18 protein-coding genes are annotated in these 24,681 nt (G+C 72.3%); 14 read left to right on the forward strand and 4 right to left on the reverse strand.

What is annotated here, in order from left to right:
- The first annotated feature begins 239 nt into the window (after positions 1–239).
- Both EYB28_RS02110 and EYB28_RS02115 read left to right on the forward strand, forming a co-directional pair.
- Positions 240–3,953, forward strand: coding sequence for an Ig-like domain-containing protein (locus tag EYB28_RS02110; RefSeq protein WP_166844448.1), 3,714 nt, complete (start codon positions 240–242; stop codon positions 3,951–3,953).
- Positions 3,950–6,748 (forward strand): discoidin domain-containing protein, encoded by a 2,799-nt coding sequence (locus EYB28_RS02115; protein WP_166844450.1) that lies wholly within the window; start codon positions 3,950–3,952, stop codon positions 6,746–6,748. Before EYB28_RS02110 ends, EYB28_RS02115 begins: the two co-directional genes overlap by 4 nt.
- A 76-nt stretch (positions 6,749–6,824) precedes the next feature.
- On the opposite strand, the gene EYB28_RS02120 is transcribed toward EYB28_RS02115, so the two are convergent.
- The 3 genes from EYB28_RS02120 to EYB28_RS02130 all read right to left on the reverse strand — a co-directional run bounded on the left by EYB28_RS02120 (position 6,825) and on the right by EYB28_RS02130 (position 11,407).
- Positions 6,825–8,069, reverse strand: coding sequence for an ATP-binding protein (locus EYB28_RS02120; protein ID WP_240930349.1), 1,245 nt, complete (start codon positions 8,067–8,069; stop codon positions 6,825–6,827).
- A gap of 168 nt (positions 8,070–8,237) precedes the next feature.
- Complete coding sequence (locus tag EYB28_RS02125) at positions 8,238–9,356, reverse strand: substrate-binding domain-containing protein (protein ID WP_166844454.1); 1,119 nt, start codon at positions 9,354–9,356, stop codon at positions 8,238–8,240.
- Positions 9,353–11,407, reverse strand: a complete 2,055-nt coding sequence (locus tag EYB28_RS02130) for a heparinase II/III family protein (protein WP_166844456.1) — start codon at positions 11,405–11,407, stop codon at positions 9,353–9,355. Before EYB28_RS02130 ends, EYB28_RS02125 begins: the two co-directional genes overlap by 4 nt.
- 147 nt (positions 11,408–11,554) lie before the next feature.
- On the opposite strand from EYB28_RS02130, the gene EYB28_RS02135 reads away from it, so the two are divergent.
- Positions 11,555–12,847, forward strand: a complete 1,293-nt coding sequence (locus EYB28_RS02135; RefSeq protein ID WP_166844458.1) for an ABC transporter substrate-binding protein — start codon at positions 11,555–11,557, stop codon at positions 12,845–12,847.
- A gap of 27 nt (positions 12,848–12,874) precedes the next feature.
- On the opposite strand, the gene EYB28_RS02140 is transcribed toward EYB28_RS02135, so the two are convergent.
- Positions 12,875–13,798 carry an aminoglycoside phosphotransferase family protein gene (locus EYB28_RS02140; RefSeq protein ID WP_166844459.1) on the reverse strand — a complete coding sequence of 308 codons (924 nt, stop codon included), beginning with the start codon at positions 13,796–13,798 and terminating at the stop codon, positions 12,875–12,877.
- A gap of 160 nt (positions 13,799–13,958) precedes the next feature.
- Between EYB28_RS02140 and EYB28_RS02145 the strand changes: the two genes are divergently transcribed.
- The 11 genes from EYB28_RS02145 (at position 13,959) to EYB28_RS02195 (ending at position 24,632) form a co-directional block, all read left to right on the forward strand.
- Positions 13,959–14,249: a hypothetical protein gene (locus EYB28_RS02145; RefSeq protein WP_166844460.1), complete on the forward strand. Its 291-nt coding sequence runs from the start codon at positions 13,959–13,961 to the stop codon at positions 14,247–14,249.
- Positions 14,250–14,251: 2 nt separating this feature from the next.
- Positions 14,252–15,499 carry a putative T7SS-secreted protein gene (locus EYB28_RS02150; protein ID WP_166844462.1) on the forward strand — a complete coding sequence of 416 codons (1,248 nt, stop codon included), beginning with the start codon at positions 14,252–14,254 and terminating at the stop codon, positions 15,497–15,499.
- Positions 15,496–16,194: a hypothetical protein gene (locus tag EYB28_RS02155; RefSeq protein ID WP_166844463.1), complete on the forward strand. Its 699-nt coding sequence runs from the start codon at positions 15,496–15,498 to the stop codon at positions 16,192–16,194. Before EYB28_RS02150 ends, EYB28_RS02155 begins: the two co-directional genes overlap by 4 nt.
- Positions 16,195–16,223: 29 nt before the next feature.
- Positions 16,224–17,456 carry a hypothetical protein gene (locus EYB28_RS02160; protein ID WP_166844465.1) on the forward strand — a complete coding sequence of 411 codons (1,233 nt, stop codon included), beginning with the start codon at positions 16,224–16,226 and terminating at the stop codon, positions 17,454–17,456.
- A gap of 36 nt (positions 17,457–17,492) precedes the next feature.
- Positions 17,493–18,380 (forward strand): endo alpha-1,4 polygalactosaminidase, encoded by an 888-nt coding sequence (locus EYB28_RS02165; protein ID WP_240930350.1) that lies wholly within the window; start codon positions 17,493–17,495, stop codon positions 18,378–18,380.
- 200 nt (positions 18,381–18,580) lie between these two features.
- Complete coding sequence (locus tag EYB28_RS02170; RefSeq protein WP_255461441.1) at positions 18,581–19,567, forward strand: LacI family DNA-binding transcriptional regulator; 987 nt, start codon at positions 18,581–18,583, stop codon at positions 19,565–19,567.
- Positions 19,568–19,636: 69 nt separating this feature from the next.
- Positions 19,637–20,371: a DUF1080 domain-containing protein gene (locus EYB28_RS02175; RefSeq protein WP_166844466.1), complete on the forward strand. Its 735-nt coding sequence runs from the start codon at positions 19,637–19,639 to the stop codon at positions 20,369–20,371.
- Positions 20,372–20,374: 3 nt separating this feature from the next.
- Entirely contained in the window at positions 20,375–21,460 is a 1,086-nt protein-coding gene (locus tag EYB28_RS02180; RefSeq protein WP_166844468.1) for a Gfo/Idh/MocA family protein, read from the forward strand.
- A gap of 57 nt (positions 21,461–21,517) precedes the next feature.
- Positions 21,518–22,813: an ABC transporter substrate-binding protein gene (locus EYB28_RS02185; protein ID WP_166844469.1), complete on the forward strand. Its 1,296-nt coding sequence runs from the start codon at positions 21,518–21,520 to the stop codon at positions 22,811–22,813.
- Complete coding sequence (locus EYB28_RS02190) at positions 22,810–23,760, forward strand: carbohydrate ABC transporter permease (RefSeq protein ID WP_240930351.1); 951 nt, start codon at positions 22,810–22,812, stop codon at positions 23,758–23,760. The genes EYB28_RS02185 and EYB28_RS02190 overlap by 4 nt, the downstream gene beginning before the upstream one ends.
- Positions 23,757–24,632, forward strand: a complete 876-nt coding sequence (locus EYB28_RS02195; protein ID WP_166844470.1) for a carbohydrate ABC transporter permease — start codon at positions 23,757–23,759, stop codon at positions 24,630–24,632. The genes EYB28_RS02190 and EYB28_RS02195 overlap by 4 nt, the downstream gene beginning before the upstream one ends.
- Positions 24,633–24,681 lie beyond the last annotated feature (49 nt).

The raw sequence follows: 24,681 nt of genomic DNA on the forward strand, positions 1-24,681 counted from the left end.
CGGCGGCGGTGGCCTTTTGTTGAGGCAATGGGGGCCGTTTCGTACGCTCGGCTCCATCACATCAATAATGTGTGCGCAAACATGATCACAAACGAACGTACGTGATCAGCAGGTGGGCGGACGCCCACATCGAGCGATCGAAGGAGATTGCCGTGCTCGACCAGGTCGAAGGTGCCCGTCGACGGTCCGACGGGCCGCCGAGCCAACCACGAGAGGTTCCGCGCCGCCGACGGACGCCCGTGCGAGCCGTGGCGGGGACGCTCGCCGGGGCGCTCGTCGCCTCGACCCTGGTGGCCGGGGTGACCGCCGCCGCGGCGCCGGCGCCCGCCGCCGAGGTCACGTCGATCACCGTGGACGGCGACGACGTGCGCGCGGACAACGTCAACGGGCTGACCTTCAAGGGATTCGGCGTGCTCAGCGCGAACAGCACGAGCGCCGTCCTCATGGACTACAAGGCCCAGCACCCGAAGAGATACGCGGAGCTGCTCCGGGTCCTCTTCGGCGGTGACCACCCGATCATGCGGCACGTGAAGATCGAGATGGGCGACGACCGCAACAACTCCACCGGGTCCGACGTCGCGACGATGCGCACCCCGGACGAGCCGGCGAACGTGCGCCGCCACCCGGGGTTCCAGCTCGCCGCCGACGCGAAGAAGGTCAACCCCGACGTCCAGGTGTCGATCCTGCGGTGGAACGCGGTGCCGTGGGCGGACACGAACGACGAGGTCTACGACTGGTACAAGAACACGATCCTCGCCGCGTACCGGGACTACGGCTACATGGTCGACTACGTGAACCCCGGCGTGAACGAGCACGCCGCCGACCTCGCCTGGACCAAGGAGTACGCCGAACGTGTGCGCACGGACGACACGGGCTACGTCAGCGACGACCCGGCGCTCGCCGGGTTCCGCCCTGGCGAGGCGGAGAAGTTCCACGACATCCAGGTCGTGATCTCCGACGAGGTGGGCACGGGCACCTTCGGTGACGAGATGGTCGCCGACGCCTCCCTGCGCGACGCCGTCGGTGCCGCCGGGTTCCACTACAACACCGACGACGACCGCCAGGGGAGCTTCACGCGCCTGGCCGACGAGCTCGACGAGCAGATCTGGAACAGCGAGGCGCAGGCCACGTTCAGCAGCTCGTCGTTCCGGCCGCACAACAACACCGCCGACCCGACCGTGGAGGGCACGGGCCTCGGTGGGACGGGCAGCTCGCTCGAGATGGCCAACACCATCGTCAAGGGCTTCGTGAACTCGCGCCGCACCCACTTCGTGTACCAGCCGGCGATCGGCTCGTTCTACGAGGGCGGGCAGTACTCGTACAAGGAGCTCGTCGGCGCCCGCGACCCGTGGTCGGGGTGGATGCACTACGACGCCGGGCTCGCCGTCCTGCAGCACTTCTCGAGCTTCGCGGTGACCGGCTGGGAGAACCCGGACAACACGGCCGGCGTCTGGCGGGCGGTGCCGGAGGCCTCCGGCTCGACGGCCACGGGCACCAACCCGGTCGTCGGGCGGGACGGCGGCCCGAACTACCTGACGATGGCGGCCCCGGACCGCTCGGACTTCTCGACCGTGCTGGTCAACGACTCCGAGCGCCCGCGCACCTACCGGATCACGCCGGAGGACCTCGACCTCGGTACCGACCCGTCCCTCGCCGTCTGGGAGACCCGCGCGGCCGAGGACGGCGAGTTCTTCGCGGCGCACTACAAGCAGCACGTCGCGGACCTGACGGCCGGCGCCGACGGCGCCTACGCGGTGACCGTCGCGCCGTTCTCCGTCACCACCGTCACGTCCCTCGACGTCACCGGCGACGAGGGTTTGACGACGCCGCTGCCCGTGGAGGGCGAGCGGACCGTGCTCGACAAGAATCCCGGGCGCGGCGTGCTCTGGTCCGACGACTTCGACTACACCCGCAGGACGGTGCCCGTCGTGGGGCCCGGTGGCACGCTCCGGGGCCGGGAGGACTTCGTGGAGTCCCGCGGCGGCGACACCGGGGCGATCCCGCTCTACACCTGGGACCGCAACGGCTCCTTCGAGGCGTACCTCGCCGACGACGGCGAGCGTGTGCTGCGCCAGCAGGTGGACCGCGAGGGTACCGGCGTCGGCGGCGCGTGGAACGGTGGCGACCCGATCACGGCGGTCGGCGACCGGCGCTGGACCAACTACCGCGCCACCGTGGACGTCCGCTTCGAGCGGGGGCCCGCGGCGGACAACTACGCCGCGCTCGGCGCGCGGTCGAGCGGCGGGGGCAGCTCGAACAGCCTGGACGGCACGCCATACGCCCTCAAGCTGGGCTCCGCGGGCGACTGGCAGCTCCTGCGGTACGGCGCGGAGATCGACTCCGGCTCGGTCGCCGGCGACGGGTGGGACCCGGCCGCGTGGCACGAGCTGTCCGTGCAGGTGGCGGGCGACCGGGTCACCGCCTCGGTGGACGGCACCGAGGTCGTCGCCTGGACCGACGACGCCCCGGTGCTCTCCGGCTGGGTCGACCTGGCGAGCGGCTTCCACTGGACGCAGTTCGACGACCTCGTCGTGGAGCGCGTGGCCGACGAGGTGCCGTACTACGGCGAGTACCTGGACGGCATGGAGATGACCGACCTCGCCGAGGTGCCCCGCGCGAAGCTCGTCTACGACGGCGACTGGGCGCACGACAACGGCCGGAGCATGTACGAGTACGGGCGCACGTCGTCGGTCAGCCAGGGCGCCGGCGCGTCGGTGAGCTACACATTCACCGGCTCCGGGCTCGACGTGCTCGGGCCCAACGACGGCTCGGCCCGCCTGGACGTGAGCGTCGACGGGGACCTCGTGGCGACGAACGCCCGCACCCGGAAGTCCGGCCACTACCAGCAGGCGTTCGAGCTGCGGGGCCTGCCCTGGGGGAAGCACACGGTCACGCTCACCGTCGCGTCGGGCACGCTCGACGTCGACGCGGTCGGCGTGGTCTCGGCGCGCGCGTCCCGGCCCACGGACACGACCGAGCTCTCCGCGGCGCTCGCGGAGGCCGAGGCGGTGGAGCGCAGCGACGACTTCACCGACACCGACTGGGCGGTGCTGCAGCGCACTGTCGCCGACGCGCGCGCGGCTGTGCGGCACCCGCGGCCCTACCGGCTCGACGGTCAGGGCGCCGCGGCCCTGGTGTCGCGGCTGGCGACGGCGTCCGACCCGGTCGCGAACCGGATCGTCGACGTCGAGGACGTGCGTGCGGCGACCTACGCCGGGCAGGCGCCCGACCTGCCGGAGACGCTCACGGCCGAGCTGACCGACGGCAGCACCCGCGAGGTCCCGGTCACCTGGTCGCTCGACGACGCCGGCTTCGACCAGGCGTGGGCCACCGTCGCCGTGACGGGCGCGTACGGACCGGTGACGACGACGGCGCACGTCGAGGTCGTGCCGGCGGGCACCGAGGCCTTCGCGGACGTCAACGCCACCGCGGCCGGCGCGCTCGGGCACGACTCGCCGTCCTACCTGGCGATCGACGGCCTGGTCGGGGGGCTCGTCAACGACGCCCCCGACCAGGTGCGCGCGGAGGGCGCCGCCTGGGGCCACTGGGCGCAGGACGCGTCCGGTGCGCGGGACACGCAGTACAAGGGGATCGTCGCCGGCGACTACGACAAGACCACGACCACCGGGATGTACACCGCGAACCAGGTGGGGGCCGAGGTGTCGTACACCTTCACCCTCCCCGCCGGGCGGCACACGGTCGTGGCCGGGTCGCACTCGTGGTGGCCGGGCAACAGCCGCAGCGCCGACGTGGTGGTCACGTACGACGGCGAGGAGCACGCGGCCGGGAGCGTCACCCTCGACCGGGGCAGCCCGAGCGAGGTCCTGTCGTCCGACGTCGACCTCGCTGCTGCCGGGCCCGTGACGATCACGCTGCGGGCGACGAACAGCCAGTCGCCGATGCTCTCGTGGGCTGCGGCCGTCGCCCACGACGCCGAGGGAGGGAACGCATGAGGCTCCGGAGCAGGCTCGTCGCCGTGTCGGCGGGGGCGGCCGTCGCCGCGGCCGGGATGGTCGCGCCCGCGGCGCAGGCGGCCGTGCCCGCCGGCGACCCGACGACGTCCACGGTGTACCCGCCGGTCCTCGACCCGGGCACCGGCGCCGACGATTACATCTCGCCGCCGTGGCCGGACGACGGCGGCGAGCACGTCCAGGCGCACGGCGGCCAGGTCGTCGAGACCGAGGAGGACGGGCGGACCGTCTACTACTGGTACGGCGAGGACCGCAGCAACGGCTACTACGGCAGCCCGGGCGTGCACGCGTACCGGTCGTACGACACGAAGAACTGGGTCGACATGGGTGTCGTGCTGCGCTCGGTGTCCGACCCGGCCGAGCTGGAGTCGGACTACTTCGACGCCCTCTACGACACGGTCGACGACGCGGGGAACCCGCGCCCCGACCGGATCGCGGAGCTGGACCACCACCTCGACACGAACGAGGCGGCCGAGCTCACCGCGATCTTCGAGCGACCGAAGGTGCTGCACAACGAGGCCACCGGGAAGTGGGTGCTGTGGTGGCACTCCGACGGGCGGACGACGCCGGGCGGCAGCAACTACGCCCGGTCCATGGTCGGCGTCGCGGTGGCGGACAGCCCGACCGGCCCGTTCCGCATGACGGGCGTGTACCGGATGCCGAACCGGACGAACTACCAGGACTGCATCTCCGCGGCGGTACCCGGTCAGGCGCGCGACATGACCGTGTTCCAGGAGGACGACGGCACCGCGTACATCGCGTACTCGTCCGAGGAGAACCGGTCGCTGTACGTCGCCGAGCTCGACGACACCTACACGAACGTCACGCACACGACCGACGTCGACATGGCCGACGCCGGCCAGTACTCCGAGGACGGCCGGTACCCGTACCTCTTCGCGGACGGCACCGCGCAGGCGCCCGTGCGCGGCGAGGACTTCCAGATCGTCCGGGAGTGCGGGATGCTCGAGGCGCCCGCGCTGTTCCGGCACGGCGGCCGGTACTACGTCGTCGCGTCCGGGGCGACGGGCTGGGCGCCGAACCCGCAGACGTACTACACGGCCGACAGCATCCTGGGATCGTGGATCCGTGGCGTGGACCCGGACGACGAGTACGAGAACGTCCGCTACGACACCATCCCCGACGGTGGCGACGGGCTGCTCGCGGTGGGGGACACGCGGCGCTCGACGTTCGGGTCGCAGGCCACGAACGTGCTCGACCTCGGCGGCGGCCGGTTCGTGTACATGGGCGACCGCTGGAACTCGGGCAACGCCGACTCGACGTACGTGTGGCTGCCGATCACGATCGGTGAGGACGGCCGCGCGGCGATGCGCAACCCCGCCACCGAGGACCCCGCCCGCTGGGCGGACGGCTGGGACGAGAGCTACTGGGACGACCAGGGCGCGGGCGCGGAGATCTGGCGGGTGGTCGACGACCGCCTGCCCGACCGGGTGGCGCCCGGCGAGGACTTCGGCGACCGGCTCCCGTCCACGGTGCCCGTGGAGGCGGGCGGTGCCGTGACCGACGTCGCCGTCACCTGGGACGCGACCGCCTATGACGCGCTCGGCGAGCACACGATCACCGGCACGCTCGCCGCGGGAGGCGGGTTCACCGCCGGTCGCACGTTCACCCGCACGGTCGACGTGCACCGTGACGGCGTGGTGAACCTCGCGCCCGCGTCGTCCGTGACGGCGTCGAGCCGGCCGGAGCTCGCGCCGACCGTCGTCGACGGGAACGTGAAGGGCAAGGGCTGGGACGACTGGGCGTCGGGCGGCGCCTACCCGCTGGACAGCCGGCTGACGTTCTCCTGGCCGCTCGCTCAGGACCTCGATCAGGTAGCGGTGCACACCTACAAGGACGGCGCGGGCGCGACGTGGCCGTCGGCGATCGAGGCCGAGTACCGTGACGCCTCGGGTGCGTGGGTGACGTCGGACGTGCGGGTCGAGCTCGCGCAGGACGCCGGCTCGCCCGCGCCGGTCGGGGTGCTCGACGTGTCCGCGCTGCCCGCGACGACCGGCCTGCGCCTGCACCTCACCACCGAGACGCGCACGTGGCAGTCGGTCTCCGAGGTGCAGGTCTGGGGCGCCGACGGCGTCGAGGACCTGTGCGCCGCGGACGGCACGACCGTGTCGGCCAGCTTCCACCAGACCGAGTGGGAGACCCTGCCCGCCCAGAAAGCCTGCGACGGCGACGCCGCCACCGCGTGGTCCACGTGGACGGGCGGGACGAAGCACGACGAGGCGACGTTCACCGTCGAGCCCGCGGCGGCCCAGGTCGTCGACCAGGTCGGCTTCACCAACGTCGAGGGCACGATCACCGGCGTGGGGGTCGAGTACCGCGACGACCAGGGTGCGTGGCACCCGACGACGGCGCAGGACGTCGCCCCCGCCGCGAACGGGTCGACCACCTCGATCGGGTTCGACCCCGTCCGGGCGTCCGCCCTGCGCCTGACGTTCGCCACGCCGGGCTCGTACCTCAAGATCCCCGTGCTGGCCGTGGGTACCGAGGACGTGACGGTCGAGCCCGCGGTGGCCACGCGCTGCGTCGGGAACGACCGCCTGCAGGTCGTGACGACAGTGCGCAGCACGGCCGACGCCCCCGCCGACGTGGCCGTGGACACCCCGTTCGGCTCACGGGTCGTGCGGGACGTCGCGCCCGGCGGCTCCGGCCAGGCCGTCGCCGACACCCGCACGTCCGCCGCCCCGGCCGGCAGCGTCACCGTCGCGGCGGACGACGGGCCCGCGGTCGCGGTGGGCTACCCGGCCGCCGCCTGCGGCTGACCTGCGCGAGACGTGGCCGAGGGGCAGCACGATCGCCCCTCGGTCTCGTCGCGGCCCCCTGTCGCGTCTGGCTCCGTCAGGCGCCCAGAAGTGCCGCCGGGACGACGCCGACGCCGTCATCGCGGCGGTAGGCCTGCGGTCCGCAGTGGACGACGATCGTGTCCACGACGGCGTCGCCGAGCGTCGCCTTGATCCATCGCAAGTGCTTGGCATCATCTGCTTCGACTGTTGCCGCGAGCTTGATCTCGATGGCGACCATGCGCCCGTCGGGACGCTCGACGATCAGGTCGATCTCACGTTCGCCGCCCACGGTCCGCAGATGGAAGACGCGCGCCTGGGCGGCCTGGGCATAGGTCTGGACGCTCAGGGTGACGAGGCCCTCGAACAACGCGCCGAGAATACGGCCGTGGTCGATGCTGACCGTGCCCCGCTCGCCCCGCATGAGCGCGGACTCGTCGAGACCCAGGAGCCGCGCTGCCAGAGCGGGGTCGGCAAGGTGGTGCTTCGGGAGGTCGGTCAGCCGCGCGATGCCCGATCCCTCCCTGTTCCATGCGGCCACGGGGTCCAGGAGGAACAGCCCGCTCAGAGCGTCGCGGTAGGTCAACGTGGTGGTCTTGGCGGGGCTCTCGCCCTTGGCCTCGTTGGCGTGAGCGAGGATCTTCACGTACGTGGTGGGTGACGCGGTGGCGGCTGCGTACGCGCGGAGCCACGACCGCAACGTCTCCGGCTTGCGCACGGGATAGCCCTGCTCCGGGAACTCGCGCTCCACGACATTGTCGAGGTAGGCGTCCAGCGTGAGGTCGCGTACCGGCCGTGGGCGGCGGCGGATACCCGGGAACCCGGACGCCGTGATCTCCTCGACGTAGTTCCGCAGTGTGAGCGTCGTGCGACCGCCGAGGTCGGCGTCCTGGTTCAGGAGGCCCGCCAGGCTCACCGTCGGTATCTCGATCCCCCGCTCGGCGAGGCTCAGCGGCCGCAGGCGCATCGGAACGATCCGGCCCGCTCCGGAATGCACGACCGCGCCACGAGGTGCAGCGGAACCCGCGATGATGAAACGGCCGTCTGGTGCGCCGTCGTCGACCGCTCTTCTCACCGCGTCCCACACTTGCGGTAGGCGCTGCCACTCGTCGACCAGGACAGGACCCGGGGCGGACGACAGCTCGGCCGGGTCGGCGGCGACGATGCCGCGGACGACGTCGTCGCTCAGGTCGAACCGTGTGCGTACGCGCTGCAGGGCAGTGGCCGTCTTGCCCACTCCTTTGGCGCCCTGCAGCGCGAGGGCGGGGAGGTGCGGCTGCACCTCGTCCAGCAGTTCATCCACGATGCGTGGTTCATATCCGCTGGTCACAGCATCTATCATACCAAAAAGCGGCGGTCTACTGGTCGATTTCGCAGATGTCTACTGGTCCAGAGCGCGCCTCTCGGGACGCAAGAGCACGCGGACGCCTGCGAACTCATGGCGTGCGCGAGCTCGGCCTGACCCCGTGCCCTACGACGCGCGCACCGGCCCGGTGGACTCGCGCACGACGAGCTGCGGGCTGATCGCCATGCGGTGCACGGGCCGGCCGGGGTCCGCGAGCCGCTTGGCGAGCAGGTCGACGGCGGCGTGCCCGACCGCGTCGCGCGGGGGGCGCACCGCGGTCAGCGCGGGGCTGAGCAGCCCGGCGACCTCGTCGTCGTACGACACCACGGACAGGTCGCCGGGCACGCTCAGGCCCCGGTCGATGGCGCGCTGCACGATCGCGGACGCCTCGGGGTCGGAGTGCACCAGCAGGCCGGTGGTGCCCGACGAGCGGGCCGTGCCGATGACCTCGTCGACCACCGTGGGGAACTCGGGGGTGTGGCGGTCCGGGGCGAAGCGCTCGAAGTGCTCCTCGGAGGACAGGCCGAGCTCGGCGCAGGCCGCCCGCCACCCTGCGGCGACCTTGCGCGAGGTGGGCGAGTCGCGGGAGAGGACGAGCCCGACCCGGCGGTGCCCCAGGCCCGCGAGGTGGTGCACGGCCATGAGCGCGCCGAGGGCGTGGTCCGAGACGACGGACTCCAGGACGTCCCGGTACGGCGCGAGCGCCGCCTCCCGCTCCACGAGCACGTGCGGGACCCCCGAGCGCTCCAGCCAGGCGGTGACGTCCTGCGCGCGGGTGCCGTCCGTGCGGGGCGCCAGGATCAGGCCGCTCACCCGGTCGGTCTCCAGGAACCGCTGCAGCGCCGGGCGCTCGTCGTCGGCCGTGTACGAGGAGCCGCGCAGCACGATCCGCAGGCCGTGGCGCCGCGCCTCGGCCTGCATCCCCCGCACCACGCCGGGCCAGTAGTAGTCCAGGGAGGGCACGAGCACGCCGACCGACGCGATGACCTCGTCGGGGTCGCCCGGTGCCGACGCGGGCACGGCCGATCCGCCGGCGCCCTCCCCGGCCGGGACGGCGCCGCCGTGCACGCGGGTGAGCAGGCCCTCGTGCTCGAGCTGGGTGATGTCGCGCCGCACGGTCACCGGCGTCACCCCGAGGTCGGCGGTGAGGTCGGCGACGCGCACGACGCCGTCCCGCTCGAGCGCGGCGAGCAGGTGGGCGCGGCGCTCGGCGGGCAGCGGCGACCGCTGGGGTTCGCTCGTCATGGCGTGTCAGCCTCCTGCGTGGCGGGACGGGTGGCACCCGGCGGGGTGCCGTCCGGGTCGGGCGTGACCTCGAGCCGGACGGCGCGGAGGCCGGTGACGTCGAGGTCGAGACGCGTGAGGCGGGAGCCCCACACCTCGGTGTGCATCGGGTCGTCGAGCTCGCGGTCGACGAGGGTGGCGCGGACGCCGGACGGCCAGGACAGCAGCAGCGGGGTCGCGCCGTCGAGCGGGCGGACGCGAGCGTGCCCGGGGCCGAGCTCGACGGTGCCGGCGAGCAGCCAGCGCACGGTCGTCGGGGCCCGCCCGCCTCCGGGGCCGTCGTCGGCCCAGTCCCACTCGTCGGTGACGACGACCCAGCCGGCGCCGCCCTCGACGCCGGGGGCGAGGCGCGCGTCGCGGCGCCACCGGCGCAGACCGGCTACGGGGTAGGCGCCGGCGAGGTCCAGGGCCAGCCCGGCAGCCTGCTCCTCGCCGGCGGGGAGCGTCGGGACGACGTCGCGGGCGCCGAACCCGCGGCCCGCGCCCTGCGGGGTGCCGGCGACCTCGGGCACGGAGTGCCACGACGACTGCATGCACCAGATGTCGTACCGGTCGGGGCCGAACGTCCGCGCGGTGTAGGTGGGCCGGCCCGCGTCGACCACGGTGGGGACGCCGTCGGAGGCGACCACGACGGAGCCGACGTCGTCGTGGTTGTGCGCCTCGCCGTTGTGGCCGCCCTTGACGGCCAGCGCGAGCCCGGCGCTCGTGCCGGGGCGCTCGCGGGCCACGAGCACCTGCGTGGAGGCGAGCCAGGTCCGGCCCGGCAGCGGCGGGTCGGCGGGGCCCGTCGCGTCCCGGCGCCACGCGTCGTCGGCGAGCGCGCGCAGCGTCCTGCCGAGCCCGTCCTCGGCGTGCGCGAGGGGGCCGCCGGGCCCGACGCGGCTCGCGGCGTACGCGGCGGCGTCGGCGTCGCCGAGCCGGACGGCCGCCCGGTGCAGGGCGCGCCACGGGTGCGGGCGGGCGAGCCGCGCCTGGGCGTCGGCGAGGTTGACGTACCAGTCGCCGCCCAGGTGCATGCGGTGCGGGAACGCCACCGTGGCGGTGAGCGCGGGCGGGGCGACCCGAGGGTCGAGCGCGTCGAGCGCGCCGCCGGTGGCGTGCGCGAGGACGTCGAGCGCCTCCAGGGCCCGGCAGGCGCCGTTCCACCAGTAGGCGACGCCCTCGTCGATCGCGCCGTCGGTGGGCAGCGCCGCCACGTACCGGTCGAGGCCCTCGACGGCGAGCGCGACGACGCGGGCGCGGGTGGCGGCCTCGTCGTCGCCGTCGAGCAGGCGCAGCGCGGCGACGAGCACGTTCCCGTGGATCCACGGGCTCCAGTTGTGCACGTGGCCGTCGAGGCCGAGCCAGTGCCAGTCCCGGCGGCGCAGGAACGGCTCGACGACCCGCAGGCGCGCCTCGTGCCGGATCCGGGCGCGCAGGCCCGGCCAGCGCTCGTCGAGCCGGGTGCCGAGCAGGTGGTCGAGCCACGCGAGCTGGCCGACCGCCTCGCCCGCGCCGAGGTCGAGGTACGGGTCCGTCACCGACGGCAGTACCCAGCCGCGGGTGGCGCGGGCGTCGTCGTGGGCCGGCCAGCACCAGGTGCTCTGCTCGCAGAGCTGCCACACGCCGTCGGCGACCTCGTCGACGAGGCGCTCCTCTCCCGTGACCGCGGCGGCGACGGCGGCGCGGGTCAGGCGGTGCTGGCGGGAGAACACGAGGTCCTCGTGCGCGGTGCGGTCACCGTCGCGGTGCAGGGCCGCGGCGGTGCTGGCGAGCGGGTGCGGCCAGGGCGTGCCCAGGTCGGCGGTGGCGGCCCCGACGAGCGCGTCGAGGACGGGCCGGGCGGCGGGGTCGGCGGCGAGGTCGCCGCCCGGGCCCCAGAGCGTGCCCGCGTCGGTGGGCGGGACGGGCAGCGCGGATCCGGGGGAGCGCAGCAGGTCGGCGAGCGCGGCCGTGCGTGCCTCCCGCCCGGCCGGGAGCGCAGGTTCGAGGGCGGCGGCCAGCGGGCCGGTGAACGGGGCGTCGGTATCCATCTCTCCTCGCCGAGAGCTCGCGGAACAGGCTGTAAACGATCTAAAACGATCATCACGGTACAGCAACACTCTTGACGGCGCGAGAAATCGACCGTTTGAATGCGTTCCTGTTCGTTGAGGAGCACCCCCACTCGAAGGAGAGCCCGGATGAAGCGCACGATCCCGGCCGCGATCGGCACGTCCGTCGCGGTCGCCCTGACCCTGACGGCGTGCGGCGGCGGCGACGAGGCGCCCGCCGAGGCCGACGGGCCCGTCACCCTGTCCCTTGCCGGCTGGAGCCTCGACACCACGCCGGAGTTCCAGACGCTCGCGGACGCGTTCCACGAGGAGAACCCCGACGTCACCGTCGAGCTGCAGGAGTACAGCGCCGACGACTACGACACCCAGATGACCGCCGACCTCGCGGCGGGCTCCGCGCCGGACCTCTACGTGCAGAAGAACCTCAAGAACTTCTTCACCTACTCCTCGGGCGGGCAGCTCATGGACGTCTCCGACGTCGCCGGGGACCTGGACCCGGCAACGGGTGGTGTCGACGCCTACGAGGTCGACGGCGCGACCTACGCGGTCCCGTACCGCCAGGACTCCTGGGTGCTCTACTACAACAAGGACCTCTTCGAGAAGGCGGGCGTCGACGCGCCGGACGGCTCGTGGACCTGGGACGACTACGCCGAGGCCGCCGAGGAGCTGACGGCCGGCCTGGGCGGCGACGCGGAGGGCACCTACCAGCACAGCTGGCAGTCGACCCTGCAGGGCTTCGCGCTCGCGCAGACCGAGGGCGCCGACCTGACCAGCGGCGACTTCGGCTACCTCGAGCCCTACTACGACCGCGCCCTCGCGCTGCAGGACGCCGGCGCGCAGGTGGACTTCGGCACCATGACGACGAACTCCCTGACGTACCAGGCCCAGTTCGGCACCCAGAAGGCCGCGATGATGCCCATGGGCTCCTGGTACGTGGCGACGCTCGTGGCGCAGCAGGACTCCGGCGACGCGGACGACTTCGCCTGGGGCATGGCGCCGATTCCGCAGGCCGACGCCTCCACGACGGGCACGGACGCCACCCCGGTCACCTTCGGCGACCCCACCGGCCTGGGCATCAACCCGGCCATCGACGAGAGCAAGGTGGCGGCCGCCAAGGAGTTCCTCGCCTTCGCGGCCGGGGAGGGCGGCGCCGAGGCGCTCGCCGAGATCGGCATCACCCCGGCCCTGCTGAGCGACGGCGTCGTCGACGCCTACTTCGCCCTCGACGGCGTGCCGACGGACGACCTGTCGCGGTTCGCGTTCGCCACCCACGACACCCGCCCGGAGAACCCGGTCGACCCGGCCACGGCGCCGCTCCAGAACATCCTCGGCGACGCCCACACGGCGATCATGTCGGAGTCGGCCTCGGTCGCCGACGCGCTGGCCGAGGCGGAGGACCGGGCGGCGTCCGAGATCGGCTGAGACCGTCGACCGTCGCCGGCCCAGCTCTCAGGGGCCGGCGACGGCGGCCGCGACCCGGCGCTGCGACGCCCGGGCGAACGCGGGCCAGCGGTCCCAGTAGTAGGGGAGCGCGACGATCCCCTGCACGAGCGTCCACCCGCGCCCGCGCTCCCACGCGCCGTCGTCCAGCGCGCCGCCCGGACCGGCGCCCGCGGCCTCACGGAAGGCGTCGCGGTCCCGGCCGTCGAACAGCCACCACGCGGGCGGCAGGTCGGCGGCCGGGTCCCCGACGCCGAGCGCGCCCCAGTCGATGACGGCGGTGAGCCGGCCCGCGTCCGCGATGAGGTTGCCGGGCATGAGGTCGCCGTGCAGCCACGTGCCCGGCACGGGGTCGGCAGCCGCCTCCAGCGCGCGGTCCCAGGCCTTGAGGACGGCGGCGCCGTCCACGCGGTCGCCGGACTCCGCCGTCGCGCGGCGCACGTCGTCGTCCAGGCGGGCGAGCGGCACTCCGCGGGCCGTGCCGTCCGCGACCGGACCGCCGGCCGGGTCGACGGCGCGCAGCGCGGCGACGAACGCGCCGAGGCCCGCGGCGGCCCGTGCCGGGTCGAGGTTCGGCGCGGCGTCCGGGTCCAGGGGGTCGGCGGCGGCCGTCCCAGGGACCCAGGGCACCACGGACCAGTGGAACGGGTAGCGCTCGTCCGGCTCGCCGACGGCCAGCGGTGCCGGCACGTCGAGCGGCAGGTGCGGCGCGAGCCGGGGCAGCCAGAGCGCGTCGGCGAGGGCGTGCTCCGCGGACCACGCGACCTTCGGCATGCGGGCCACGAGATCGTCGCCGAGCCGGAACAGCCGGTGGTCGGTGCCGGACTCCGCCACGGGCGTCACCGGGAGCCCCGCCCAGCGGGGGTGCTGCGCCGCCACCAGGCGGCGGACGTCGTCCGCGGTGACCTGGACCTCGTCGTCGTGCAGGAGCATGCCCCGACCGTACGGAGGCCCCGGATACCGGGCCAGGGAATTCCGGCGCCACCTGCGAGGGCGCGACAGCGGCCCCTGTGGACGGTCCCGAGATCCGGTGAGTCGCCTGTGGCACCCTGGGGCCGGTCCGTCGTCGAGCTTCCCGGGGAGAAAACAGCGCATGTCCGGCGACATCGTCATGAACGACGAGCTCCTGTCGCGGGTCGAGAACGACCTGGACCGGATGAAGGAGCGCCTGTACGAGCCGCTCGACGCGATCAGGTCGGCCGACCCGTCCGCCGTCGGCGAGCCGGGGCTCGTGGACGTCGTCTCCCACTTCCGTGACCGGTGGGACCGCAGCATCGACGAGATGTGCGAGGCGACCGGCAACGCCCGGGAGCAGCTGCAGAAGATCCGTGACGGGTTCGCCCAGATCGACGCCGACCTCGCCGCTGCCCTCCGGGAGGAGTGACGGTGGTCCACTACGAGCACATCGGCTACGACCCCGCGCCCGGGAACCACGAGGTCACCGGCGGGCTCGCCGCGGGTCTGACGAGCGGGCACGAGACCCTCGAGCGCGTGCGTTTCCTGCTCGGCAGCGTGGACGAGGGCGAGTGGGTGGGCGAGACCGCCATCGCGTTCCGCTCGATGCTGCACGACGGGTTCGAGCCGAAGGTGATCGAGGCCGAGGACGCCTTCCGCCGGGCGGCGGACGCGCTCGAGACCTGGGCCGGCGACCTCCGGACCTTCCGCGACCGCGCCGACGCGCTCAACCGCGAGCTCGGCGAGGCCAAGGAAGCCCTCGGCGCCGCGGAGTCGAACTACTACGGCATGCCCGAGGCGCCCCGGCCGCAGGACGACGCCCCGGCGCACGCCTGGGACGACTACCAGGAGGGCGAGCGCGCCCGGCTCGTCGCGCAGGAGTCGATGGACGACGCCCAGGGCGTCGTCAACGGCGTCTGGGACCAGATCCGCCTGCTCGTCGAGGAGTACGGTGCCGCTTCCCGCGCGCTCCTGGGCGCCTTCGAGACCGCCGCCGCGATGGCGCCGGACGACCCGTCGCTCTTCGAGCGGGCCGTGGACTGGGTCGGCGACGAGCTCGAGGATGTGGGCGACCTCTTCGCCGAAGTCGGCGACCTGCTTCTCGAGTGGGCGGCCGAGAATGCCGGGTTCCTCAACGAACTGTCCAACTGGCTGTCGCTCGGGAGCATGGTCTTCGGATTCGCGTCATTGATTCCAGGGCCGTGGTCGCCGTTCCTCGCGGGTCTGAGCGTCGGGCTCGGCGTGGCCAGCACCCTGTCGGGCTTTCTTGCCGCTGCAGGCGAGGGCGGCAGTTGGTCCGCAGGTTTCACACCAGGCGTCATCGCTGGAGCGATCGGCACCGCCTTGGGTGCGGGCGCGGTGTTCGCGACGTTCCGAGCGGTATCTGCCTCGGCCACGGCTGCGGGTCGTGTCGCGCCGACGTTCGGCCAGTTCATGAACCCGTTGTCCGAGGCCGGGCGAACTGCGACGGCGGCGTTCCCGGGCTTCTTCTCCATGGCCGCTCGTGGGACGGCGATCGAGACGACCGCGGAGCTGGGATGGCGTGCCCTCGACGTGACCTTCGACCAGGCCACGTGGTTCGTCACCAATCCGATCGGTGTCTTCAACATGGCGTGGGACGTCGAGGGGAGCCCGAACGCGCTGACCCGGACTCAGGCACAGAAGAGGGGAGCCCTGTGATCTCGTCGGCGCCGACCAACGCGGACAACCCGGCACGCTGGCGGCTGCGTACCCAGATTCCCGACGACTGGATCGATCTCGCGGGGACGACCTCGCCGTCCGAAGCCGTCGGCGTGGTCACGTCTGCCCTCGAAGACGTCGGTATCGAGGTGACAAAGCACGAGCAAAGGCTTCTGCGCTCTGGCCTCGAGGCGTGGCACAGGTTCTCGAGGGACAACGGCCTTCTTGTCCACGGTCTCGTCTACCAGGGGCGCGAGTATTCGGGGCAGTCCGCGATCGGTTCGGAGGTCTTCTGGACGGTCACCGGATTCGTCACGGACATCTCGGCATTCGAAGGAGCTCTGTCGCCGATGGAGGCTCTCCGCCGGGTTGTCGCTGCCAAGTTGGGGGTTGCCGTAGACGAGGCGTACACCGAGCTCTTTCATACCGGAATCGGACCCGCGATCGGGATGACGGTGAACCATGAACTGATGCTGCAGCAACCCGGCGTGGACGATCAGCCGCCCGTGACCAGCACGGTGGGCCTGGCCTTGGTGGTGGCCATGCCTCCGGAGGGCGGTCCGAGCCTCGTGCTCGGCGGACTGTCGCGCGACCCTACGCAGCGGGACGGGTTGGGCATGCTGCTGGCGCGGATCGCTGGGCCGGCCACCATCGTTCCGGCCGACCGAGAGACACCAGCGGAGGGTGAGCGATGAAACGTGCAAGAAGAAGGCCCCTTCCGCCGATGCCCGATGACGTTCCATTGCCCGCGACTTTCGGTGACTGGCACGACCTGGCTGCGGTGAACCTCGGAATCGCGGAACGACGGGACAGCAGTGTGCGGCGCATGTTCGCCGGTCTCATGATGCTCGCCGGTGCCGTTGTGGGGCTCTCCCTGATGTCCGAACCCGCGAGCGTCCTTCTCGGGGGCGGACGAAGCGGCGAGCGAGCGGATGTGGCAGGGATCGTCGTCGGCGCCGTCGTCCTGCTGGGCACGCTGTCGTGGTGGTTCTGGTATCGGCGAGACTGGACGCACGTGCGGCGCTTGAGGCACGCGTGGTCGAGAGCCCTCCGGAGACCGGCGGTGCTCGTGCTCCCAGACCGGGGAACGCCGTCGCCGTCCGGCGTGGATCCGGAACGGCAGAGCATCTACCGATCAAGGTACGAGACGGCACTCGTGCAGACGCACGGATTCGTCGCGGTCGACGGCGTCAGCGGGTTTCTCGACTTCCTGCGTTTCGCTCTCTACCCCGTCGTGCTGGGTGTCGGCGTCCTGCTCTGTGCGGTTGCGGTCGATCAGGACGACCTGCCGGACCGTATGGCCGTTCTCATGCCTGCGATCCCGCTGGTCGTCGTCGGAGCTACGGCGACGGTCCGTGCGTGGTGGCGGTTCGGGAGCACGCTTGCTGCGGGGGGACTCGAGCGAGACGACGTGGCTCGGTGGACAGGCTGGCGTGTTCTTCGAGGTGTCGATGATGCTGCGGAGCCTCGCCCGTGGTGGCGTCGGTTGAACCTGGCGATGCTTCCCGTGGCCGGTGGTGGCCTGATCGTCCTGCTGGCGCGGGTGACGTCGGGCGGTGTGCGGGTCGACGGTGTGGTGATCGGCGTCGGGATCGTGGTGGTGCCGATCCTGGTGGTCTACGGCAGCTTCGTGGTGCGGCTGCTGGCCGGGCGTGTGCGGGCGAGCGGCCGTGAGGTCGCGGTGCGGGTGCTGGTGGACGACGTGCCGGCGCAGGGGCCGGTGACGGTCGATCCGGGGCGCGCGGTGCTCGATCTGGGGGAGCGGCCGGTGCTGCGTCCCGGGTCGGGTGTGCCGGTCGGTCTGGACGGTGCGGCGTTGATCAGTGGTCAGCCGCGGATGTTCGCGGCGCGGCGGCACTGGGTGGTGCTCGCGGACGAGTCTCAGGTGCCGTTGGCGTGTGCGGACGTGCGGCGGTTACGTGGTCGTGCGGATGCTGCGGGGCTGCGGGTGCTCTGACCTGCGCGCCCGCCGGTCTCGTGACAAAGTTCGTCCGTGAGACGCCTGATCATGACGGCGGCGGCCGGCCTCGCCCTCCTCCTCGCGAGCTCGTGCACCGGGCCCGCCGCCGAGGGTGTCGCAGATCCTTCGGCTCCCTCGAACCAGGGTGAGATCGCGGCCACCGACGTCGCCCTGCCACCGACGAGCGGGGTCCTCGACTACCAGCTCGGCGGCGCGTACGACGTGCTGGACGCCGGCGGCGCGGCGACGCCGATCGACGTCGTCGTGCGCGACGCGACGGCCGACCCGCTCCCGGGCGCGTACTCCGTCTGCTACGTCAACGGGTTCCAGACGCAGCCGGGCGACGCGGACCTGTGGACGGGGGAGCGCGAGGACCTGCTGCTGCACGACGCCGGCGGTGAGCTCGTCGTCGACCCGGACTGGCCGGACGAGTACGTGCTCGACCCGTCGACGCCCGAGCAGCGCGCGGGGATCCTGGAGGTGCTCGGGCCCGTCGTGTCGGGGTGCGCGGACGCCGGCTTCGACGCTGTGGAGATCGACAACCTCGACACGTGGACGCGGTTCGACCGGATCGCCGAGGACGGGGCGCACGCGCTCGCGCGCGCCTACGTCGACCTGGCCCACGACGCCGGGCTGGCGGCCGCTCAGAAGAACGCCGCGGAGATCACCCGGACCGCCCACGACGACCTCGGGTTCGACCTCGCCGTCACCGAAGAGTGCGCCGTGTGGGACGAGTGCGCCGCGTACACGGACGTCTACGGCGACCACGTGCTGCAGGTGGAGTACCCGGACGCCCTGGCCGAGGCCGGCACGACGTTCGACGACGTCTGCGCCCGTGACGACCGGGCGCCTCTCACGGTCCTGCGGGACCGGGGCCTCGTCGCCGCGGGGGAGCCCGGGTACGTCCGTGACGCCTGCTGACGGTCGTCCGCCGTGCGCGCCCGAGCCGGTTCGTGCGTGTCCGGTTGACGCGCACGGGGCGAACGGGCAGCCTGATCGCTGGGCAGAGGTGCGGACGCCGAGGGCCCGCGAGCGACGTCGGCCGACTCGGCGATCCCCTCCGCCTCAGCCCCGCGGACCGTCGGCCGAGTACTCACGCAACGACATAGGGGCAGCCACCAGTGGCTCGTGATCGCGTCACCATCAACGATGTCGCGCGGGCGGCGAACGTCAGCGCGATGTCGGTCTCGAGAGTCCTCAACGGGCGTCCGGGGGTGGGCAAGCAGACGCGGAAGCGGATCGAGGAGGCCGTCGAGGAGCTCGGGTTCCGTCCCAGCGCCCTCGCCGTGGGGTTCCGCCAGGGCCGGCTCCTCGGTTCCGTCGGCATGATCATCCCCCGCGCGGACCCGCCGCTCTTCTCGTCCCTCGCGGCGGAGATCGACGAGCGGATCGCCTCGGCCGGCCTGACCACGGTGATGGCGAGCTCCGGCCGGAACGCGGAGCGGGAACGCTCCCTGGCGCGCGGGTTCCTGGCCATGGGCTTCGAGGGTCTCCTGCTGTTCTCCGAGGACGACGACCACGCCTACCTCCAGCCCGAGCTGGACCGGGGCAAGTCGATCGTCTTCCTCGGGAGCCCGCCGCGGAACGTCCGCGCGCCGTCCGTCCTCGTCGACAACCGCGCCGGGGCCGTCGACGCGCTCGGGCTGCTGGCGCGGCGCGGGCACCGCCGGATCGCCGTCGTCGGCAGCGAGGCCACCTATCAGGCGTCCGAACGGGTGGCCGGTGCGCGCGAGGCGATGGGCGACCTGGCACCCGCCGAGGTCCAGGTCGTGACGACCGAGATCACCACCGAGGGCGGCTACCGCGCGGGCCGTTCGCTCCTCGACGCGCCGGGGGCGCCGACAGGGATCCTGTGCACCAACTACCTCCTCACCGTCGGCACCCTCCGGGCGATCCGCGACAGCGGGCGGCACGTCGAGGTGGTGAGCTTCGACGACTTCGACACGGCGGACCTGCTCACCCCGCCGGTGAGCGCGATCAGCCAGGACCCGCACGCGATCGCCGAGCAGGCGTCCCAGCTGCTGCTGCAGGGGCTCGACGCGGGGGACCGGGACGCCCAGGTCACGACGGTCACCATCCACCCGCGGCTCCTGGCCCGCGGGGCCTGACCGCACCCGCCGGACCGACATGAGCGGACCTCTTGCGCGACTCAGAACGTTAACGGTAACGTTCCGGCCGTGAGCAACCTTGCAGAGTGGTCTGAACTGTTCAGCGGCCCGTCCGGGACGGGCACCTCGTCGTGGCATCGGGAGCAGCGCACTGCCGATGTCGGCCACGAGTGGGTGACCGTCTCGAACGTCGGGCTCGATCCCGACGACGCGAGCCGGCTCGTGTACACGGAGGGAGACGGCGACGTCATCGTCAACGGCCCCGCGGGCAACACCGCCGACCTGTGCACCCCGGTCGTCCACGGCGACTGCGAGCTGCACGTCGAGTTCCTCGTCTCCGAGGGGTCGAACTCGGGCGTGTACGTCCAGGGTCAGTACGAGGTGCAGATCCGCGACGACCGCACCGACGAGGAGGTCACCTACCGGGCGAGCGGCGGCATCTACGCCCGGCGCGACTCCGAGGGCGAGCCGTTCGACGGCAAGGCGCCGCTCCTGCGGGCCTCGAAGGACCCCGGTGAGTGGCAGTCCTTCGACATCGTCTTCCGCGCCCCGCGCTTCGACGAGTCGGGCGCGAAGGTCGCAGACGCGGTGTTCGAGAGCATCCGTTACAACGGCGAGCTGGTCCACCAGGACGTCGTCTGCGTCGCGCCGACCGGCGGCGCCATCGACCCCGACGACGTGGCGCTCGGCCCGGTGCGGCTGCAGGGCGACCACGGGCCGGTCGCGTTCCGGAACCTCCGCATCCGCGGCGACGTGTGGCCGGCGGCCACCGCCGAGCGGTCGCCCGCGATCGAGGGGGCGTAGCAGATGGGCCGGGACACGGGAACGGACACGGTCGGGATCGGCGTCGTCGGCGCCGGCAAGATCGCGCGCAACTACCACCTGCCCGCGCTGGCCCGGGCCACGGGCGCGCGACTGGTCGCGGTGGCCGACGTCGACGAGGACGCCGCGCGCGGCGTCGCCGCGGAGTTCGACGTCCCCCGGGTGCACCGCAGCCACGAGTCCTTGCTCGCGTCGCCCGACGTCGACGCCGTGGTGGTCCTCACCACCTACCACCCGAAGAAGCAGATCATCGCGGACGCGATCGACGCCGGGACGCACGTCTTCACCCAGAAGCCCCTGGCGGGGAGCGTCGCGGACGCCGAGGAGCTCGTCACCCTCGCCGAGCGGCGCGGGGTGCGGTTCGTCCCCAGCTTCATGCACAACTATTTCCCCGAGACCCGCCTGGCGCGGGAGCTGCTCACCCAGGGCCGGATCGGCGACGTGGTCGGGTACCGGCAGCGCAACGCGACCCGCAACAAGGTCGCCGGCGCCGTCCGCCTCGGCGGGGCGACCTGGGACATCGGGCCGCACGGCGTCGCCATGATCGAGCACCTGCTCGGTGAGCGCATCCTGGCGGTCCAGTGCCGGATGGACGGGTTCGGGGCGGGCGGTGACCGGCCCGCGACCGGCCCTCGCGGCTGGCCCGTCGACCTGGTCGCGGCGATGAACTACACGACCGAGTCCGGCGTCGTCGTCAGCCACGAGGTGCAGTGGACGTCCCAGGGCGGGGTGCCGCCGTGGCGTACCGAGCTGTACGGCACGCACGGGGCGATCTCCGTCCGCGCGGACCACGCGCCGAGCCTGCTCGCCCTGGCCCTCTCGGACCCCGAGGCGCCCGAGCCCGGAGCCTGGCAGTACCTCGAGGTCCCGGACGAGCCCAAGGGGCTCTTCCACCACCAGCGCTTCGTCGACGACGTCCGGCTCGACGAGCACCAGAGCGCCACCGGCGCCGACGGCCTCGCCGCGCTGCGGGTCGTCGACGCCGCCTACCGGTCGGCCGAGACCGGGGAGACCGTCGTGCTCCCCGCGGCCGGCGCAGCCCCGACACGCACGACCACCGCCGCGCACTGAAGCGCGGCTCACCAACCACCGAGAGCTCCGCGCCACAGCGGAGAAAAGGAGTCGACGATGACTGCGATCGGAAGACGTGAGTTCCTGGGCGGAAGCTTCGCCACGGTCGCCCTGGCCGCCCTCGCGGGCTGCTCGGGCGGGGCCACGGGCGGGGCCGCCGGGGGCGCCACGGTAGAGACGATGTGGTGGGGCGCCGGCGACATCATGGAGCGGACGAAGGCCGCGCTCACGGCCTTCGAGGAGGCCAACCAGGGTGTCACCGTGACGAGCCAGTTCCAGTCGTTCCCCCACTACTGGGAGCGCCTGACGACGCTGGTCGCGAGCAAGTCGCTGCCCGACCTCGTCGAGATGAACACCCTGAACATCGCGAGCTACGCCCGCAACGGCCAGCTGGCGGACCTGTCGAGCCTGGTCTCCGATGCCGACCTCGAGGGGTTCGACCAGGGCCAGCTCGCCCAGGGCACCGTCGACGGGACCCTCGTGGGCCTGTCGCTCGGCGGCAACATCCAGGCGATGCTGTACAACCAGACCGCCGTGACCGACTCCGGCGGCGGGATGGTGCCCGACGACCTCACGTGGGACTCGTTCGCCACCTTCACCGGGAAGCTCGCGAAGAAGCTCCCGTCCGGGATGTACGCCGTCGACGACGGCAGCAGCCTGTTCGGCACGTTCGAGGTGTGGGTCCGCCAGCGCCACGACGAGGCCTGGACCGACGACGGCAAGCTCGCGTTCACCGAACAGGACGTCGCCGACTGGTTCCGGTACTGGGCCGACCTGCGCACCGCCGGCATCCTCGTGCCGCCGGAGGTCGTCGCGGAGGCCAAGCAGGTGGGCACGAACGCCGCGGCGCCGCTGGCGACGGGCAAGGCCGTGTTCGCCCTCAACTGGACCAACCTCATCGGCCAGTTTCAGACACTGATGGACGACACTGTCGCCCTCGCCCGGGTCCCCCAGGGCGACGGGCAGGCCGGGGACTGGGCGCACGCCTCCGTGCTCGCCTCGATCGCGGCGAACAGCGAGGTCGCCCAGGAGACGGCGAACCTCATCACCTTCCTCCTCACGGACACCGCCTCGCTCGAGACGCTCGGCGTGCAGCGCGGCGTGCCCGTCGCCGCCGCGGCTCGCGCCGAGCTGAAGGACATGGGCCTGCCGGAGCACGACGTCGCGCAGCTCGACTTCTACGACCAGCTCCTGCCGCTCACCCGCGACAAGAGTGTGCAGGAGCCCTCGACGGCCAACGACGTGGACGGCGCCTTCATCCGCGCAGCGCAGTCCGTGACGCTCGGGGACACCGCACCCCAGGCGGCCGCCGCGGCGTTCTTCGACGAGGCGAACGAGGCAGTGTCCGCGTGAGTATCGCCGTCCAGCCGAAGAAGCCGGTTCGTGCGCCCGTGCCGGTGGTGCGGCGGCCGCGGCGGCGCAAGGAGCGCTGGCTGTCGTACGTCTTCCTGTCGCCGTGGCTGATCGGCTTCTTCGGCATGACGCTCCTGCCGATGGCGATCTCGCTCTACCTGTCGTTCACCGAGTACGACGTGCTGAGCGACCCGACGTGGGTGGGGTGGGAGAACTATCGCGACCTGTTCAGCGACCCGCGGTACCTGCAGTCCGTGAAGGTCACCCTCACGTTCGTGCTGATCTCCGTGCCGCTCAAGCTGGCGTTCGCGCTCTTCGTCGCGGTGGTGCTCAACCGCGGCATCCGCAGCGCGAACACGTACCGGGCGATCTACTACCTGCCGTCGCTGATCGGCGCGAGCGTCGCGATGGCGATCGTGTGGCGGCAGCTGTTCACGGAGGACGGCGTGGTGAACACCGTCCTGCGCGGGCTCGGGATGAGCGATCCGCCGTCGTGGTTGAGCGACCCGTCGGCAAGCATCTGGACACTGATCTTCCTGGCCGTGTGGGAGTTCGGCGCACCGATGATCATCTTCCTGGCGGGCCTGCGGCAGGTGCCGCTCGAGCTGTACGAGGCGGCGCGCGTCGACGGCGCATCCCGCTGGATGCAGTTCTGGAAGATCACCTGGCCGCTGCTGAGCCCCATCGTGCTCTTCAACCTCGTGCTGCAGGTGATCGGGTCGTTCCAGGCGTTCGCGCCGGCGTACGTGATCTCCGGCGGGACCGGGGGGCCGCTCGACGGCACCCTCTTCTACACCCTGTACCTGTACCAGCAGGGCTGGGGGTCGCTGCACATGGGATACGCCGCGGCCATGGCCTGGGTGCTGCTGATCGGCATCGCACTGCTCACCGCCGGGATCTTCGCCACGTCCCGACGCTGGGTGTTCTACGCGGGGGAGGACACATGACCGCACTGACATCGACCCGCGGGTCGTCGACGATCCGCCGGGCTCCCCGGCCGCGGGTGATCGTCTCGCACGTCGCGCTCATCGCGGGCGCGCTGCTGATGGCCTACCCGGTGCTGTGGATGCTCTCGTCCTCGCTCAAGCCCGAGGCGGAGATCTTCAACAACCTCAGCCTGGTCCCGTCAGAGGTCACGCTGGACAACTACACCGAGGGCTGGACCGGCCTGGGGATGCCGTTCGGGGTGTTCCTGTGGAACTCGCTCGTGGTGTGCGTGGTCTCCGTCGTGGCGAACTGTGCCTCGTGCCTCGTGACCGCCTATGCGTTCGCGCGGATGGAGCTCCCGCTGCGCTGGCTGTGGTTCCCGTTGATGCTGATGACGATCATGCTGCCGCTGCACGTGACGATCCTGCCGCAGTACATCGTCTTCAACCAGCTCGGCTGGGTCGGGACGTTCCTGCCGCTGATCGTGCCGAAGCTGCTCGCCGTCGACGCCTTCTTCGTGTACCTCATGGTGCAGTTCATGCGGTCCTTGCCGCGGGAGCTCGACGACGCGGCGAGCATCGACGGGTGCGGCCCGTTCCGGACCTTCTCCCGGATCATCGTGCCGCTGATGGTCCCGGCGCTGGTCACCACGGCGATCTTCACCTTCCTGTGGACGTGGAGCGACTTCTTCTCCCAGCTCCTCTACCTGGGGTCCAACCAGGGCCTCTTCACGGTGCCCGTCGCACTCGCCTCGTTCATCGACGCGACGACGTCGTCCTCCTGGGGTCAGCTCCTGTCCATGTCCGTCGTCTCCCTGATCCCGGTCGTCGCGTTCTTCGCGGTCTTCCAGCGGTGGATCCTCGACGGCGTCTCGACGACCGGCATCAAGTAAGGACGCGCCGGTCCGTCCCTTCCTCTCCCATGACGACCTCATGGGCCTG

The sequence above is a fragment of the Isoptericola sp. BMS4 genome, from assembly GCF_011634835.1.
Taxonomy (GTDB): Bacteria; Actinomycetota; Actinomycetes; order Actinomycetales; family Cellulomonadaceae; genus Isoptericola.